Source organism: Campylobacter sp. US50a (genome assembly GCF_004379015.1).
Lineage (GTDB): Bacteria > Campylobacterota > Campylobacteria > Campylobacterales > Campylobacteraceae > Campylobacter_D > Campylobacter_D jejuni.
The window spans coordinates 157,311-173,525 of sequence record NZ_RYYJ01000001.1; the positions used below are offsets into that span (position 1 = coordinate 157,311).

Below are 16,215 nucleotides of genomic sequence, written 5' to 3' on the forward strand. Positions count from 1 at the left end.
TATCGATATTATATTACAAAAAACTAAAAAGGTAAATCATGACAACCCATATCTACGATTTTTTAGAAAAAAGTTTAATCAAATTTAGCAAAAAAACAGCTTTTGTAGAACCCTTTGCCAAGGAAAGAAAGGAAATCACTTATAAAGACTTTGATCTCTTTTCTAAAAAACTAGCCAGTGAAATTTTAAAAACTTTAAAAAATGATAATCCTACTCAAGCTCCTGTTTTAATCATCTTACCTAAAGGGATTGATTGCTTGATTTCATTTTTTGGAGTGGCATTAAGTGGAAATTTTTATACCCTTTTAGATGAAAAAAGTCCTAAAGAAAGAATAGAAAAAGTTATAGAGGTTTTAAAACCTAAACTTTTTATCACTTCAAAGGACTTAAATTTTAACTTAGATTTGCCTACACTTTATACACAAGACTTTGAAAGTTTTGATATAGATGAGAATTTAATAAAAACTGCCAAAGAAAAACATATAGATACTAATTTACTCTATGTTCTTTTTACTAGTGGAAGTACAGGCATTCCTAAAGGAGTAAGCATAGCACATAAGAGTGTGATTGATTATGCCTTTCACTTTTGCGAGGCTTTTAAAATCGATGAAAATGAAATTATTGCTAACCAAGCTCCTTTATATGTAGATGCTTCTTTGCCCGATATACTTGCAACTATCAAACCATCAGCAACATTACATCTAATACCCAATCATCTTTTTGCCTTTCCAAATAAAATTTTAGATTATTTGGAACAAGAAAAAATTACCATGATTTTTTGGAAGCCTACGGTCTTGATTTATTTTATAAAAGATCAAGATAATTTAAAAAACTATCCTTTGAAAAATTTAAATAAAATTTTAGTAGGTGGAGAAATAATGCCTATTAAACAACTTAATATTTGGAGAAAACACCTTCCAAATGCTTTATTTGCTAATTGTTATGGTCCAACTGAAATCACTGATGTATGCTGCTATTATATCTTAGATAGAGAATTTTCAGAAAATGAAATTCTGCCTATAGGTAAAGCTTATAAAAATACAGAACTTTTAGTTTTTGATGAAAATATGAATTTCATAAGTCCTAAACAAATAGGTGTTAAAGGAGAGCTTTTCGTGCGTGGAACTTCTTTATCTTTAGGATATTACAACGACAAAGAAAAAACCAAACAAGCTTTTATACAAAATCCTTTACATGATAATTATTTAGATTTACTCTATAAAACAGGAGATATAGTTGCTTATAATGAATTTGGAGAGCTTTTGTGCTATGGAAGAAATGATAATAGAATTAAATTCATGGGACATAGAATAGAACTTGGAGAAATAGAAAGCGTGATTAATTCTCATAGTAAAATTATTTTATGTGCTTGCATTTTTAAAGAAAAAATCATTTGTTTTTATGAAAGTGAAAATGAGCTTGATCTTAAAGCTTTTTTAAAAGATAAATTGCCTTCTTATATGATCCCAAAAAATTTTATTAAAATCGAAAAATTTAAGCTTAATCAAAACAGTAAAATCGATAGAAAAGCCTTACATGAACTCATTTGAAAAAGCTTTTTATGAAGGGTTTAAATTAAGCAATTGTTATGATAATTTTAATCTAATCCAAGAGAAAATTTTAAAACAAGAACTTATCTTAGAAAAACATGAAAATAATAATTTTTTCTTTTTTAATCGTACAGATGGTTTGTTGTATTATTTTATCAATGATTTGCAAGATTATAATTTAAAGGCATGTTATATAAAAATATTAATCAAAACCCCTAATCATGTTTTGCATGATGAATTTTTAAAACTTAATCATTTTAAAAAAATACTCAATCACAAACAAATGGTGCTTAAAAAAGAAATAAAACCGAGTAAATTTTGCTTTATCTCCAAAGCCTTATATGAAGATAGCAAAGAACTTTATAGCTTTTTTAGAAAATATTTTGATCCATATTTGTTTTATTTTTCACAAAAAAATCTTGAAGAAAAAATACCCAATATACTTGTTTATAAAGAAAATGAAAAAATTCACGCTGCTTTGATCTACACTCAAACTCTCAATGCTAATTTTTTAGATTTTATAGCTGTAGATAGAAATTTAAAGCATAAAAATGTGGCTTTTGCTTTACTAAATCATTATTTTGCAGCCAATACTCAAAATAAATTCTTTAAACTTTTTGTAGAAGAAAAAAATCAAAAAGCCATTAATTTTTATAAAAGGGCGGGTTTTTGTTTTAATCATATTAATTTAAAATTTTATAGGAATTTCTAATGACTTACTCACACATTTATATCATAGGTACAGGAAAAGTCACTAAAGAATGCCAAAAAATAGCTAGTGATTTTTTTAAGCAAGAAGTGATTTTTGCAAAAAATATAGAAAATTTAGATGATTTTTGTAAAAATCTTAAAAATTGCCTTATTATTAGTGCAAATAATTCTTATATTTTCAAAAAAGAATGTGTGCAAAATAATACCATTATAAATTATCATAATGCTTTATTACCTTTTCATAAAGGATGTAATGCAAGAATTTGGAGCATATGGGAAAATGATAAAAAAACAGGCATTACTTGGCACATGGTTGAAGAAAGTATCGATACGGGTGCGATTTTAACTCAAAAAGAAATAAAGCTTGATGATAATTTTACCGCCTTAAGTCTTTTAGATACCCAACACAAACTTGCTATAGCTTCATTTAAAGAAGCTTTAAAGAATTTAGAAAATAAGATCTTTAAAATTCAAACTTTAGGGGGGGGGTATCACAAAAAATTGGCTTTGCCAAATGAGGGTTATTTAGATCTTGCTTGGGATAAAGAAAAAATTTCTCGCTTTTTAAGAGCTATGGACTGTGGCGCTTTAAGCGGAGTGCCTAAGGCTAGATTGAAAATCTTAGGAGAGGAAAAAGAAATTTTGTTTTATGAGATCAATGAACTTGATTTAATTTTAAATTTAAGCGATAATACCATTTTAAAAATCACAAAGGAATAAAAATGCAAGAAATCAAACAATTTTTTATCAATATAGAAAGAACAGATATCAATGAGAGTATGGAAAATCTAGTAAGTGAAGATTTTATCGATAGTATTGATATCATGGCTTTGGTTGCTGAAATAGAAAAATTTTACAAAAAACCCTTAAAAGCAGAATTTATCACACCTGAAAATTTTGAAAGCTTTCAAGCCATTAAAAACATGATAGAACAAGCTTTTATTTGATACATAAAACAAATTTATCTCCCTTATCTTTAAAGGTAAAAATTTTATCGCCGCAAGGATAAGAGATGGAATTTTCCTGCATAAAAGATTTTCTTTTTTGCAATTTTTTAAGCATTAAAGGAAGTTCTTTTCTAAATAAGGCTTTATCAGTAATCCTCATACCATGATTTAGGTCTTTTATAAATCTTCCGTCAACCTCGCTTTCATCTTTTATCAAATGCAAAGTGGCATCATAGCCTAATTCTTTGTATGCTAAAAAAAGAGTTTGTTTATCTTTGGATGTATTAAACTCATCTTTTGAACTATGATAAGATACCAAAACGATATTTTTATTAACATTGACTTGTATGATTAAATGAGAACAATTTAACAAAGAACGAATCATATAATTTTCATTAGCAAAAAAATAAGGTGATTTTTCATCTTCTCTAGTCCAATAAGTTTTAGTAAACATTCCTATTAATGTATTAGGATCATTAAAAATAAAATCAAATTGCTCTAAATCTCTTCCTATTATATATCTCAATAACGGCAAAACAGTTCCTGAATTATCAATCACGCCATCCACATACCAAGGAGCTATTTTTGCTATGAGTAAAGATAGATATCCTCCATAAGACCCCCCCCCCATAAATTTTTGGTAAATCTGCAAATTTTGGAAAGCGTTTAACTAAATCTTTTAAAGCATTGATATGATCAATAGCTGCCATAATGCCAAAATTTTGATAATCTCCGTTAGGTGGAATAAAAGTTGAAGTAAATTTCGCTTGATAATTTTGTACTAGTTTTCCTTGTAATTTTAAAGTAGTAATATTCTGATTAAGTAATTCATAACATTGTTGTGCGTTCTCAAGATTAACATTGATATTAACACCTATTTCCAATAAAGCTTGAGATAAATTTGACACATCCTCTTTTGTAAACATTGTAATTGCGCTATATTTCTCAACATTTGATCTTCTGTGACAAAAACAATGATAAAAAACATTTACCGTCACTACATCAAAATTTTTAGCAATATACTCTCTATCAAAATCTAAAAAAGAAATATTTGCATTAGATCCAAAACCACTTATTATAAAAACTATAGCTTTGATATCTTTTTCATCATCATAACTTATACGGTATTCAAGTTTGCTAGTTCTTTTTATATTTAATTCTACATCATCACAAGAATCAATTTCAAAGGTTTGGTTTATAAGCATTATTCCCACCCTATTTGTATCATTTTATTGTATTTTAAAGACAATTATACTTAAATTTTAGTAAAATAAAACACAAAAAACAAGGCTTAGCTATGAAAAATCTTTGTATCATCCCTGCTCGTGGTGGATCAAAAAGAATTCCTAGAAAAAATATCATTGATTTTCTAGGAAAACCTTTAATCGCTTATAGCATAGAAAATGCTTTAAATTCGGGTATTTTTGATGAAATAGTGCTTTCAAGCGATGATGAAGAGATCATAGAAGTAGCCTTAAAATACGGTGCAAAAGCTCCATTTGTGCGTGATAAAAATTTAAGCGATGATTATGCTTCAAGCACTGCTGTGATGCAAAATACCATAGAAATTTTACAAAGCCAAAATCAAATTTATGATCATGTCTGTTGTCTTTATGCTACTGCTCCTTTGTTAAACAAAGATATTTTAAAACAAGCCTATGAAAAATTTATCCAAAATCAAAGCAAGTTTTTATTTGCCGCTACTGAGTTTGAGTATCCTATACAAAGGGCTTTTTACTTAAATGAAAACAATCAAGTTTATATGTTTGATGAAAAACATTATAAAAGTCGTTCACAAGACTTAACAAAAGCTTATCATGATGCAGGGGCTTTTTATTTTGGCACAAGTAAGGCTTGGCTTGAAGAAGATTTTATGTTTAAACCTCATTCTAGTGTATTTGTATTACCAAGAAATTTAGTTTGCGATATAGACACCATGCAAGATTTAGAATTTGCAAAAATACTTTATAAGGCAAATCATGAAAGTACTTTTTAGAAGCGATAGCTCAAGTCAAATAGGCTTTGGACACATTAAACGCGATCTAGTCTTAGCTAAACAATACGATGATGTAAGCTTTGCTTGTTTGTCTTTAAAAGGCTCTTTGATCGATGAAATTCCTTATCCTGTTTATGAGCTTAGTAGCGAAAGTATTTACGAGCTTATCAATCTCATCAAAGAAGAAAAATTTGAACTTCTAATCATTGATCACTATGGCATCAGCGTAGATGATGAAAAGCTGATCAAGCTTGAAACAGGGGTGAAAATCTTAAGCTTTGATGATGAAATAAAGCCTCATCATTGTGATATTTTACTCAATGTCAATGCTTACTCAAAAGCAAGTGATTATGAAGGTTTAGTACCTTTTAAATGTGAAGTAAGATGTGGTTTTTCTTATGCCCTAATCAGAGAAGAATTTTATCAAGAAGCCAAAGAGAATAGAGAAAAAAAATATGATTTTTTCATTTGCATGGGCGGAACAGATATCAAAAATCTCTCCTTGCAAATCGCTAGCGAATTACCCAAAACAAAAGCTATCAGCATCGCAACCAGCTCTTCTAATCCCAATCTTAAAAAATTGCAAAAATTTACAAAATTGCATAGCAATATTAGATTATTTATCGATCATGAAAATATTGCAAAATTGATGAATGAAAGCAATAAACTCATCATCAGTGCAAGTTCTTTAATCAATGAAGCCTTACTTTTAAAAGCAAATTTTAAAGCCATCTGTGTTGCTAAAAATCAAGAAAAACTAGCCAATTGGCTAGCTCAAAAAGGCTATGAAGTGGAGTATAGGCATTGATAAAACTTAAAAATTTCACAGAACTCAATTCTCAAGAAATAGAGCTGATTTTTAAATGGCGTAATCACCCAGACATCAGTCAATTTATGAAAACAAAACATATTGATTTTGAAGAACATTTAAGATTTATAAAAAGCTTATATCAAGATTCTAGTAAAAAATATTTTTTAGTTTTTCAAGATGAACAGATTATTGGTGTGATTGATTTTGTCAATATCACAACTAAATCTTGCGAATTCGGACTTTATGCAAAACCTGATTTAAAAGGCGTAGGACAAATTTTAATAAATGAAATCAAAAAATACGCTTTTGAAATTTTAAAGATAAAAAATCTAAAAGCTTGCGTTTTTAAAGATAATGAAAAGGCTTTAAAACTTTATAAGAATAATAATTTTATCATCACAAAAGAAGATGGAGATTTTTTTTATATTGTATTAGATAATCCTAACTGCAAAACCTTGCTTAGCTAATTCTTCTTTTACATCTTTAGGGGTGTACTTAGAAAAATGAAAAATATAAGCCCCTGCTAAAGCATCAGCACCCAAATTTAAAGCCTTAACTCCATCACTTGGATTGCTAAGTCCTCCATTGATAACAAGAGGAATTCTAAGTTTATTTTGAAAGATCTTTAAAAGCTCTAAATCATAACCCTTTGCTTTTCCCTCAAAATCCACAGAAGTTAAAAGAAGCTCTCCAGCACCTTTTTTTTCATATTCTAAAGCAAGTTCTAAAGGATTTTTTTCAAGTAAATTTCCCCTATCATAAACACAAAGTTGATCTCCTTTTCTTTTAACATCTATAGAACAAACTATACATTGAGAACCAAAACGATTTGCTGCTTTACTTATAAAATCCATATCTTCTAAGGCTTTAGAATTGATAGAAATTTTATCCGCACCTAAATTTAAAATCTTTTGTATATCTTCAAGAGTTTTTATCCCGCCGCCTATAGTTAAAGGCATAAAACATTCTTTAGCAAGATCCTCTATGCTTTCAAAGTCTATTTCTCCACTTTTTGAAGCATCTATATCTAAGATAATAAGTTCATCAACATTGCGTGCATTATAAATTCTCATTGTTGAAGTTAAATGCCCTATAGTGCGAAAATCTTTAAATTCTATACTTTTAACAAGTTGAGAATTTTTTAATAACACACAAGGGATAATTCTAGTTTTTAACATTTAAAGCCTTATAAAATTTTCTAAAAGTTTTAAGCCTAAATTTTGACTTTTTTCAGGGTGAAATTGCGTCGCAAAAATATGATCTTTTTGCAAAGATGCGACAAATTTATGCCCATATTGTGCTTTAGCACTCACAAACTCATCTTTACATTTCACATAAAAAGAATGCACAAAATAAAAATCACTTCTATTCTCTATACCTTGATATAAAGGCTCTTGTTTTAAAATTTCAAGCTCATTCCAACCCATGTGTGGGATTTTTAAATTTAAATCCTCTTCAAATTTGACTACTTCACCTTCTATAAAACCAAGTCCTTCGCAAACTCCACCTTCATAGCCCCTTTCTAAAAAAAGCTGCATTCCCAAACAAATGCCTAAAATAGGTTTTTTTTGTACTAAAACTTGCTCTTTTAAAGCTTCTATAAAACCAAGTTCTTTTAAATTTTTCATGGCTTCTTTAAAAGATCCCACTCCAGGTAAAAGCAATTTATCTGCTTTTTGCAAATCTTTTGGATTTTTAGCTATGAAATTTGTAGCTCCTATTTTTTCAAAAGCCTTAGCAACAGAGTTTAAATTTCCCGCCTTGTAATCAATGAGCGCTATCATTTTAAAACACACTCGTCTTTTCTTACCAAAGAACCATCATAATCTCTTATAAATTTACCATTTTCATCGCGTTTAAAGATTTTTTTATTGGTAAAAGAATCTACTATTTTTTGAAATTCTTCCTCACTAAAACCACTGAATTCAAGGTATTTTTTAATAGCCTTTTTAGGGGGCTTGCCATCGTATTTTTGCACCAAACGCACCCCTTCTTCACGACTGATATAGCCTAAACGAATATCCAAACAAGCATTATCTGTTGCTCTACCAAAGCCGTATTTGCAGTATTTTAAATAATCATGCACATGATTAGAAAAACAATCTAAATTTTCAAAATTTTCATAAGTAGTCTCAACAGGATGATCTAGAGTTAAAAAACCATATTTTTTAGAAATTTCAAGAATTTTTTTATAGTCCCATTTAAAATAATACCCTAAAAATAGTCCCGTAACCCCTACTCTTTGAAGTTCTTCATCGCTTGGATAAGTATATAAAAACAAATCTTTTTCAGTAATACCATTTACCCCAAGCATATCAGAAGCACGGTTTCCTAAAAGTCCGCCAAATTCTTCAAGCCACTCTCTGCCTAAAATATTCTTATTTTTACTACTCGCAGGACCGCCATACTCTATCTGCGGACTCTCCCCCCAGATGATCAAAGGCACTCCAAAATTTACCGCTATGCGTGGAACAGAAGTAAAAATTCCTAAATGGTTTTGCCACTCATTATCCCCTGTTCTTACAAAAGCTTCACGGGCAAGTTTTTGATAAACTTTTGGATCACGCTTGATATGGATCAAATCCACGCCCAAATGATTTAAATTGTCTAAATTTTTGCGACCTATTTTCGTAGGCACACTAGGCTCAAAACACACACACAAAGGATTAAGTCCAAGTTCAAGCATTTTAACCACTTGAAAAGTAGAATCTTTTCCACCGCTTACTCCGATAACGCAATCATAAACAGGATGTTTTTTGTATTTTTTTATAAGCTCAAAAAATTCTTTTTCTCTTTCTTGCCAATTAATATTTTGATTTTTAGCTTCTTGAGAACGACAAGCATCACAAACTCCCTCTGCATCAAAATGTAAATCAGGTTTAGTATCTGGCATCACACATTTTTTACAAAATTTCATAAATTTCCTTTAATTAGCCTTAAATATATATCGTTATAATTAAATTTTATTTTATAATTTTATATATTTATATTATATAAAAATTAAAAAATGAATGAATTCTATGATTTAAATCCCTATGGCATTTTTTGAATAAAACCAAGCAAAATCATAACAAAGTCGTAATATTTATATAATATAATTATATATCATTTTAGTCAGGAAATTTACCAAAGAAAGAAAAGTATGCAAATAGGAAATTTTAACACCGATAAAAAAGTTTTTATCATCGCAGAACTTAGTGCAAATCACGCAGGAAGTCTTGAAATGGCACTTAAAAGCATAAAAGCAGCCAAAAAAGCAGGTGCTGATGCGATAAAAATCCAAACTTACACTGCAGATAGCCTTACGCTAAATAGTGACAAAGAAGATTTTATCATCAAGGGTGGGCTTTGGGATAAAAGAAAACTTTATGAGCTTTACGAAAGTGCAAAAACCCCTTATGAGTGGCATTCTCAAATCTTTGAAACCGCACAAAATGAAGGCATACTTTGTTTTTCAAGTCCTTTTGCCAAAGAAGATTTAGAATTTCTAAAACGCTTTGATCCTATGGCTTATAAAATCGCGTCTTTTGAAGCCAATGATGAAAATTTCGTGCGTTTAATCGCCAAAGAAAAAAAACCTACTATCGTTTCAACGGGCATTGCTACAGAAGGAGAGCTTTTTAGGATATGTGAAATTTTTAAAGAAGAAAAAAATCCTGATTTGATCTTTTTAAAATGCACTTCAGCTTATCCTGCCACCATAGAAGATATGAATTTAAAAGGCATAGTAAGTTTAAAAGAAAAATTTAATGTTGAAGTAGGACTAAGCGATCATAGTTTTGGCTCTTTAGCCCCTATTATAGCAGTAAGCTTAGGTGCTAGAGTGATAGAAAAGCATTTTATGTTAGATAAAAGCATAAAAAGTGAAGACAGTAAATTTAGTCTTGATTTTGATGAATTTAAAGCTATGGTAAATGCGGTTAGACAGGCCGAAAGTGCTTTGGGTGATGGTAAGTTAGATTTAGATGAAAAGGCGCTTAAAAACCGTGTTTTTGCAAGAAGTTTATATGCAAGTAAGGATATCAAAAAAGGTGAAATTTTCAGCAAAGAAAATGTAAAATCAGTGCGTCCTTCTTTTGGACTACATCCTAAATTTTATCAAGAAATTCTAGGAAAAAAAGCTACTAAAGATATAAAATTTGGCGATGCTTTAAAAGAAAGTGATTTTAGATGAATAAAAACCTTTTTTTAAAAAATACTCAAGTCTTATTTGAAGTTGACCAAATTTTAGCGTATAAATTACGTGCTTTAAAAAAAAACGATTTTAAAATACAGCAAAATGAAAATGGAATCAATTTTATAAAAGATGATATTACGCTTTATAAAAATCCTAATCAAGAGCTTTTAGAAAATTTAACTCTTTTTAAAAGCGAGTATGAAAAATATCCTGTATTATTTTTCTATGGTTTTGGAAATGGTATGTTTTACAAAGCCTTATGTGAAAATAAAAACCATAAACACATCATCGTTTTTGAAGATGAGCTAGAAATTTTAGCTCTTGCTTTACATCTTTTTGATTTTAGTAAAGAATTAAAAAATGAAAAATTAATACTTTTTCATACCCCAAATATCACTACTGCACAACTTACAACACTTTTTATGTATGAATACATACAAAAAAGTGTGAAAATTTTTAATCTTTTTGTACATAGCGATTTTTATCTTAAATTCTATGCTCATCAAATACAAGAACTTAACAAAAAGCTTATTGAAAATATTCGCTTTATCGTTTTAGCTAAAGGAAATGATCCTTATGATTCTATTATCGGTATCAAACACATGCTTAATAATCTTCCTAAACTTTTAAACCATGGAATTTTTCAAAATTTTTTAAAAGAAAGAAAACAAAAAGTTAAAAACGCCATCATTGTTTCAACAGGACCTAGCTTAACCAAACAATTGCCTTTACTAAAAAAGTATGCAAATAAAGCCACTATATTTTGCGCTGATAGCGCTTATCCTATTTTAGCAAAACATGATATAAAACCTGATTATGTTTGCATGCTAGAAAGAGATGATATAGTTTCTAAGTGTTTTGATAATGATTTTAAAGAATTTGATAAAGGAATTTTGTTTATCCTAGCTTCGGTAGTTCATAAAGAAGTTATTGAATTTCTTGAAAGAAATAATAGAGAATATATGCTAGTACATCGTCCTTTGCACTTTGCTGTATCTTTAAATCTTAAAGAATTTGGTTATATTGGAGTTGGAGCAAGTGTTGCTAATATGGCTTATGAACTAGCTGCAAGTCTAAGGCATGAAAATATCATTTTCATAGGGCAAGACTTAGCTTACGCAGAAGATGGAAGCTCTCATCCAAGCGAGCATATCTATGGAAATGAAGGAGAGAAAATACGCGGTGAAGTTTATACGCTTGCTTATGGAGGAGAAAAACAAGTAAGAACTCAACTCACTTGGAACTTGTTCCGACAAGCATTTGAAAAAGATATTTTCTGGGCAAAAGAAAAATTAAAAATCAACACCTATAATTGTACCGAAGGGGGTGCTAGGATAGAAGGAACCATAGAAAAACCCTTTAAAGGAACATGTGAAACTTTACTTAAAGAAAATCTTAAAAAACCATTTGACAAACCTAAAATTTTAGAAAACAATGAGACAAAAAATAAATTTTTACAAACTCAAAAATTGCTAATTAAAAATGTCGAACAAAGTGAAAAATTTATAAAGAAATGTCAAAATGAACTAAAAAAACTTGACTTTGAACTTGGCAAATCTCAACTTAATTTACAAGCTCTAATAAAAATTAAGCAAAACCTTTTAATTTTTTTTAAGGATTTTAAAAGATTAAAACTTTTCAATGAGCTCACTCAAGCTATATATTATCATAACGAATGCGAAATTATGCATTACGAAGTTTTAAATGATCTAGAACAAAACAAAAAAATTAAAGACTTTTTAACCAGTCAAAAAACATGGTGGTTACAAAGCTTTGAGTATTTAAATACTCAAAACCAAATCATAAAAGAAGCTTTAAAAAAAATACAAAAATGACGATATTTCACAAATAAAAGGAGAAATTATGAAATTTAATCAAAATCAAATTAAACTTTTTAATAGAAATATCAACGCTTTAAACAATACTGTTTTAAAGGAAAGTTTAAAGCAAATTAAATCAAGTAAATTTGAACTTATTTTAGGCAAAGATAATCTTGATATAAATTTAAAAAATACAAGTGATAATACCTTTCTTTATGAAAATGCTATAGATGAATTAAACTCCATGCTTAATATTTATAATGATAAATATCTACTTTATCCTGTATTGTATTTTTATGGTTTTGGAAATGGGATTTTATTTAAAGCTTTATTACAAAATAAAAATCACCAACATATAGTTGTTTTTGAAAAAGATATAGAAATCATTTGGGTAATGTTTCATATTTTAGATTTTTCAAATGAATTGCAAAAATCTAATTTAATTATCATCAACGCAAATATTTTAAATGATTTTGATTTATCAAATCTCTATAAAAAGACTAATATTATTTTTTTACAATTCTCTAGAATTTATTTTTTAGAACTTATAAGCAATTATTATGAAAGATATAATAAAGAAATTTTAGAACTTAACAATACTATTTTATCAATTATAAAAATATCTATTATACGATACGGCAATGATCCTGTAGATAATTTAATGGGTGTAAAACATTTTATTTATAATCTTCCAAAATTATTTACCCATCCGCATAGTGAAGTTTTTCTTAGAAAAAGGAATAAATTAAGCAATACAGCTATCATTGTTTCAACGGGACCTAGCTTAACCAAACAATTGCCTTTACTAAAAAAGTATGCAAATAAAGCTACTATATTTTGTGCTGATAGTGCTTATCCTATTTTAGCAAAGCATGATATAAAACCTGATTATGTTTGCATGCTAGAAAGAGATGATATAGTTTCTAAGTGTTTTGATAATGATTTTAAAGAATTTGATAAAGGAATTTTGTTTATCCTAGCTTCGGTAGTTCATAAAGAAGTTATTGAATTTCTTGAAAGAAATAATAGAGAATATATGCTAGTACCTAGGGCTTATGATTTTTTTTACTATCTTAATCTAGTAAAATATTTTCAACCTATTGATGGAATAGTAAGTGTTGCACACATGAATTACTGGTTAGCAAAATTCTTGTCTCATAAAAATATAATTTTTATAGGACAAGATTTAGCTTATAGCAAGGATCAGTCCTCTCATGCTAAAGATTTTATACACGAAAAACTACATGAGGGACATTTTCAAAAAGATGAAAATCTTTTCACAAGCACCGCCTATGGTGGAAAAGGTAAAGTAGAATCCTCGTATTTTTGGAAACTTTTTAGAGAACTTTTTGAAACTTGGATAAATTATGATAAGAATTTTATAAATATCTATAATTGCACCGAAGGAGGCGCTAGAATAGAAGGAACCATAGAAAAACCTTTTCTTTGGGCTTGTGAGAATTTACTTAGTAAAGATTTAAATAAACCTTTCCCTAAATTAAACCCTTTGAATATAAATAAGCAAAATGAATTAATGCTGAAAACATATAATAAAATTTATAAAAGTATTTATCATTGCAAAGATTTTAATAAAAAATTACTACAAGAATATAATGAAATCAAAGAACTGTATTTAACTTTAGAAAATTTACAAATAGAAGAAAGTAAAGAGCTTTTAAATTTTATTATACAAAAAATTGATATAGTGAAATACCAAATTGATGATGCTAAAAATATGCAAGATTTATATGAAATTTTAGGACCCTTATTGATTCAGTTTGAACTCAATTTAGCAAGAATTTATGTTTTAAATCCCAAAACACCAGAAGATAGTTTCAATAAATCGTTAATTTGGACAAAAGAACACTTAGAATGGATAGAAATGATTTATGGACATATACAAGCACAAGAAAATGCCTTATTTGAAAATATTATCCCATTGGAACAAAAACTTAAAGAAAGAAAAATGCAAAAATACCTAGAAAGGATAAAAAATGCAAACAAATGAAATTTTTAAAAAAAATTTAGAAGCTATGCAAGGAAGTGCACATGAAAAACTAAAACATAAACTTAAAAATTTTCAAGAACTTAGAAATTTTTCTTTTCATATAGGATCTGATCCTATAGATATCAATATTATCGATAAAAAACATTTAAAAAAAATTTATCAAAATCCTATAAAAGAACTTGAAGAAAATTTAAAACTTTATCAAGAACAATATACTAATTATCCTTTTTTATTTTTTTATGGTTTTGGAAATGGAATTTTATATAAAGCATTAGCAAAAAATTCACATCATAAAAGAATCATTGTTGTAGAAAAAGAACTAGATATTATATTTATAGCTCTAAATCTTATAGATTTTAGCGAAGATTTGCTTAAAGGGCGCATAGTTATTATCCATGCGCTTGATTATAATAATAACATAGCAGAATTAATTTTTGGATTAAAAGAAATTAATCTTTTTTTAAAAACTTATCAAATTAATTTACATTCACCCTTTTACAAAATTTATCAAGAAGATATTAAAAAAATCAACAATGTCAACCTTCAAACTATAAAATATCTTACCTTAAAAAAGGGCACAGATCCTTTAGATGCTATGATAGGCATAGAACAAGCTATCTGGAATTTACCACAAATGTTTAAACACTATAGCTATAAAGAATTGCTAGATAAAAGAAAAAATCTTAGTAAAAATGCTATCATTGTTTCAACAGGACCTAGTCTTACTAAACAGCTTCCACTTTTAAAACAATATGCAAATAAAGCTATAATATTTTGTGCCGATTCTTCTTATCCTATACTTGCAAAACACAATATTAAACCTGATTATGTATTATCCTTAGAAAGGATACCATTAACTTCAGAATTTTTTAATAACGATTTTGGTGATTTTGATAAAAATATTTTATTTATTTTACCAGGATTAACCCACCCTAATTCAATTAAATATCTAAATAAATTTAAAAAAGATTATATGTTAGTAGCTAGATATCTACCTTTCATCGTTTCCTTAGATCTTAAAGAAAACGGCTATATAGGAGGGGGTATGAGTGTAGCTCATAGTGCTTATGAACTGGCTATTTTACTAAAGTGCGAAAATATTATTTTAATTGGACAAGATTTAGCTTACAGTAAAGAAGGGAAATCTCACACAGAAGATTATGTCAATTTATCGTTACATAAAAAAGATTTTGAGCAAAATAAAGGTCGTTTTACTACTACAGCTTATGGTGGCAAAGGAATGGTTGAGAGTTCTGAAGTTTGGACAATCTTTAGAAAAATTTTTGAAAACTATGCTATAAACAATCAAACAAAAATCAATACTTATAATTGCACAGAAGGAGGTGCTAGGATAGAAGGAACCATAGAAAAACCTTTTAAAGAAGTATGTGAAGAATTGTTAATAAATAATATCAAAAAACCTTTAAAAAAATTAAAGAAAAAAACAAAAAAAGAACAATTTGATAGTATGCTAAAAAGCTATCAAAAAATTAAAAAAAATATGCAACTTGCATTAAATTTTCAAAAAGAGTGTAAAAAAACCCTTAAAAAAATTCAAAAAATCACTCAAAAAAATAAACACATAAATCTAGAAAATGTTATAAAAGATATAGATCTTATAAGAGAAAAATTAAGCCATAGGAAATACTTTTTCTTACATGAAATTTTAGGACCCACCCTACATCATGAAGAAAGTTTAATTGCTCCTATTTATACCCAAAGCGTTCATAATGAAAGTCAAAGACAAAATAAAATTTTATCTTGGATCTATGCTAACGAATCTTTAATCGAAACTATAATAGATCTTATAGAAAGTCAAAACACGAGATTAAAAAAAGCTATCACTCCCTTACAAGATGAACTAGAAAAAAGAAATTTGATCTAAAGAGCAAAATTCTGCTCTTTAGAAAAATTATTGTAAAAGTTTTAAAACATTTTGTTGCACAGCATTAGCCTGACTCATAGCGTATGAGCCTGACTGCGCAAGTATGTTGTACTTAGAAAAATTTGCACTTTCTGCTGCAAAGTCTACATCTCTTATAGTTGATTCTGCTGCTTTAACATTAACCTGGGTTACGGTGATGTTGTTTATAGTAACTTGAAGTTGATTTTGCACTGAACCTATATCAGCTCTGATTTGATCAAGATTAGTGATAGCAGTTTCAGCTATATCCATCACAGCCATAGCACCTTTA

The 16,215-nt window shown here is 28.3% G+C and carries 15 protein-coding genes and 1 pseudogene; 11 read left to right on the forward strand and 5 right to left on the reverse strand.

Annotated elements, in window-relative coordinates; all coding sequences use genetic code 11:
* Nucleotides 1-38: 38 nt before the first annotated feature.
* Genes ELQ11_RS00810 through ELQ11_RS00825 form a run of 4 tightly spaced genes read left to right on the forward strand, consistent with a single transcriptional unit; the run spans nt 39 to nt 3,208 of the window.
* Nucleotides 39-1,550: an AMP-binding protein gene (locus tag ELQ11_RS00810; protein WP_134225083.1), complete on the forward strand. Its 1,512-nt coding sequence runs from the start codon at nt 39-41 to the stop codon at nt 1,548-1,550.
* Nucleotides 1,537-2,262, forward strand: a complete 726-nt coding sequence (locus ELQ11_RS00815; protein ID WP_134225084.1) for a GNAT family N-acetyltransferase — start codon at nt 1,537-1,539, stop codon at nt 2,260-2,262. The genes ELQ11_RS00810 and ELQ11_RS00815 overlap by 14 nt, the downstream gene beginning before the upstream one ends.
* Nucleotides 2,262-2,981, forward strand: coding sequence for a formyltransferase family protein (locus ELQ11_RS00820; protein WP_134225085.1), 720 nt, complete (start codon nt 2,262-2,264; stop codon nt 2,979-2,981). The genes ELQ11_RS00815 and ELQ11_RS00820 overlap by 1 nt, the downstream gene beginning before the upstream one ends.
* A 2-nt stretch (nt 2,982-2,983) precedes the next feature.
* Nucleotides 2,984-3,208: a hypothetical protein gene (locus ELQ11_RS00825; protein WP_002854125.1), complete on the forward strand. Its 225-nt coding sequence runs from the start codon at nt 2,984-2,986 to the stop codon at nt 3,206-3,208.
* Here ELQ11_RS00825 and ELQ11_RS00830 read toward each other — a convergent pair.
* Nucleotides 3,201-4,413, reverse strand: a pseudogene (locus ELQ11_RS00830) (DUF2920 family protein). The gene ELQ11_RS00825 and the pseudogene ELQ11_RS00830 sit on opposite strands and share 8 nt — an antisense overlap.
* 92 nt (nt 4,414-4,505) lie before the next feature.
* On the opposite strand from ELQ11_RS00830, the gene pseF reads away from it, so the two are divergent.
* From pseF to pseH, 3 genes are read left to right on the forward strand one after another with little or no spacing between them, the layout of a single operon-like run.
* Nucleotides 4,506-5,204, forward strand: coding sequence for a pseudaminic acid cytidylyltransferase (gene pseF / locus ELQ11_RS00835; protein ID WP_002871059.1), 699 nt, complete (start codon nt 4,506-4,508; stop codon nt 5,202-5,204).
* Nucleotides 5,188-6,012 carry a UDP-2,4-diacetamido-2,4,6-trideoxy-beta-L-altropyranose hydrolase gene (pseG, locus tag ELQ11_RS00840; protein ID WP_134225086.1) on the forward strand — a complete coding sequence of 275 codons (825 nt, stop codon included), beginning with the start codon at nt 5,188-5,190 and terminating at the stop codon, nt 6,010-6,012. Before pseF ends, pseG begins: the two co-directional genes overlap by 17 nt.
* Nucleotides 6,009-6,482, forward strand: a complete 474-nt coding sequence (gene pseH / locus ELQ11_RS00845) for a UDP-4-amino-4,6-dideoxy-N-acetyl-beta-L-altrosamine N-acetyltransferase (RefSeq protein WP_134225087.1) — start codon at nt 6,009-6,011, stop codon at nt 6,480-6,482. The genes pseG and pseH overlap by 4 nt, the downstream gene beginning before the upstream one ends.
* Here pseH and ELQ11_RS00850 read toward each other — a convergent pair.
* The 3 genes from ELQ11_RS00850 to pseA are packed head-to-tail and all read right to left on the reverse strand — an operon-like array spanning nt 6,447 to nt 8,932.
* On the reverse strand, nt 6,447-7,193 hold the full coding sequence (locus ELQ11_RS00850) for a HisA/HisF-related TIM barrel protein (RefSeq protein WP_134225088.1): 747 nt from the start codon (nt 7,191-7,193) through the stop codon (nt 6,447-6,449). The two genes, pseH and ELQ11_RS00850, sit on opposite strands and share 36 nt — an antisense overlap.
* Nucleotides 7,194-7,799 carry an imidazole glycerol phosphate synthase subunit HisH gene (hisH, locus tag ELQ11_RS00855; protein ID WP_134225089.1) on the reverse strand — a complete coding sequence of 202 codons (606 nt, stop codon included), beginning with the start codon at nt 7,797-7,799 and terminating at the stop codon, nt 7,194-7,196.
* On the reverse strand, nt 7,796-8,932 hold the full coding sequence (pseA, locus tag ELQ11_RS00860) for a pseudaminic acid biosynthesis protein PseA (RefSeq protein WP_134225090.1): 1,137 nt from the start codon (nt 8,930-8,932) through the stop codon (nt 7,796-7,798). Before pseA ends, hisH begins: the two co-directional genes overlap by 4 nt.
* A gap of 225 nt (nt 8,933-9,157) precedes the next feature.
* Between pseA and pseI the strand changes: the two genes are divergently transcribed.
* From pseI to ELQ11_RS00880, 4 genes are read left to right on the forward strand one after another with little or no spacing between them, the layout of a single operon-like run.
* Nucleotides 9,158-10,189 (forward strand): pseudaminic acid synthase, encoded by a 1,032-nt coding sequence (pseI, locus tag ELQ11_RS00865; RefSeq protein ID WP_134225091.1) that lies wholly within the window; start codon nt 9,158-9,160, stop codon nt 10,187-10,189.
* Complete coding sequence (locus ELQ11_RS00870) at nt 10,186-12,027, forward strand: motility associated factor glycosyltransferase family protein (protein ID WP_134225092.1); 1,842 nt, start codon at nt 10,186-10,188, stop codon at nt 12,025-12,027. The genes pseI and ELQ11_RS00870 overlap by 4 nt, the downstream gene beginning before the upstream one ends.
* 28 nt (nt 12,028-12,055) lie before the next feature.
* Nucleotides 12,056-14,020: a motility associated factor glycosyltransferase family protein gene (locus tag ELQ11_RS00875; RefSeq protein ID WP_134225093.1), complete on the forward strand. Its 1,965-nt coding sequence runs from the start codon at nt 12,056-12,058 to the stop codon at nt 14,018-14,020.
* Entirely contained in the window at nt 14,007-15,905 is a 1,899-nt protein-coding gene (locus ELQ11_RS00880) for a motility associated factor glycosyltransferase family protein (protein ID WP_134225094.1), read from the forward strand. The genes ELQ11_RS00875 and ELQ11_RS00880 overlap by 14 nt, the downstream gene beginning before the upstream one ends.
* Before the next feature lie 27 nt (nt 15,906-15,932).
* On the opposite strand, the gene ELQ11_RS10225 is transcribed toward ELQ11_RS00880, so the two are convergent.
* A partial coding sequence (locus tag ELQ11_RS10225) for a flagellin (RefSeq protein WP_274542621.1) occupies nt 15,933-16,215 on the reverse strand: 283 nt, incomplete at its 5' end.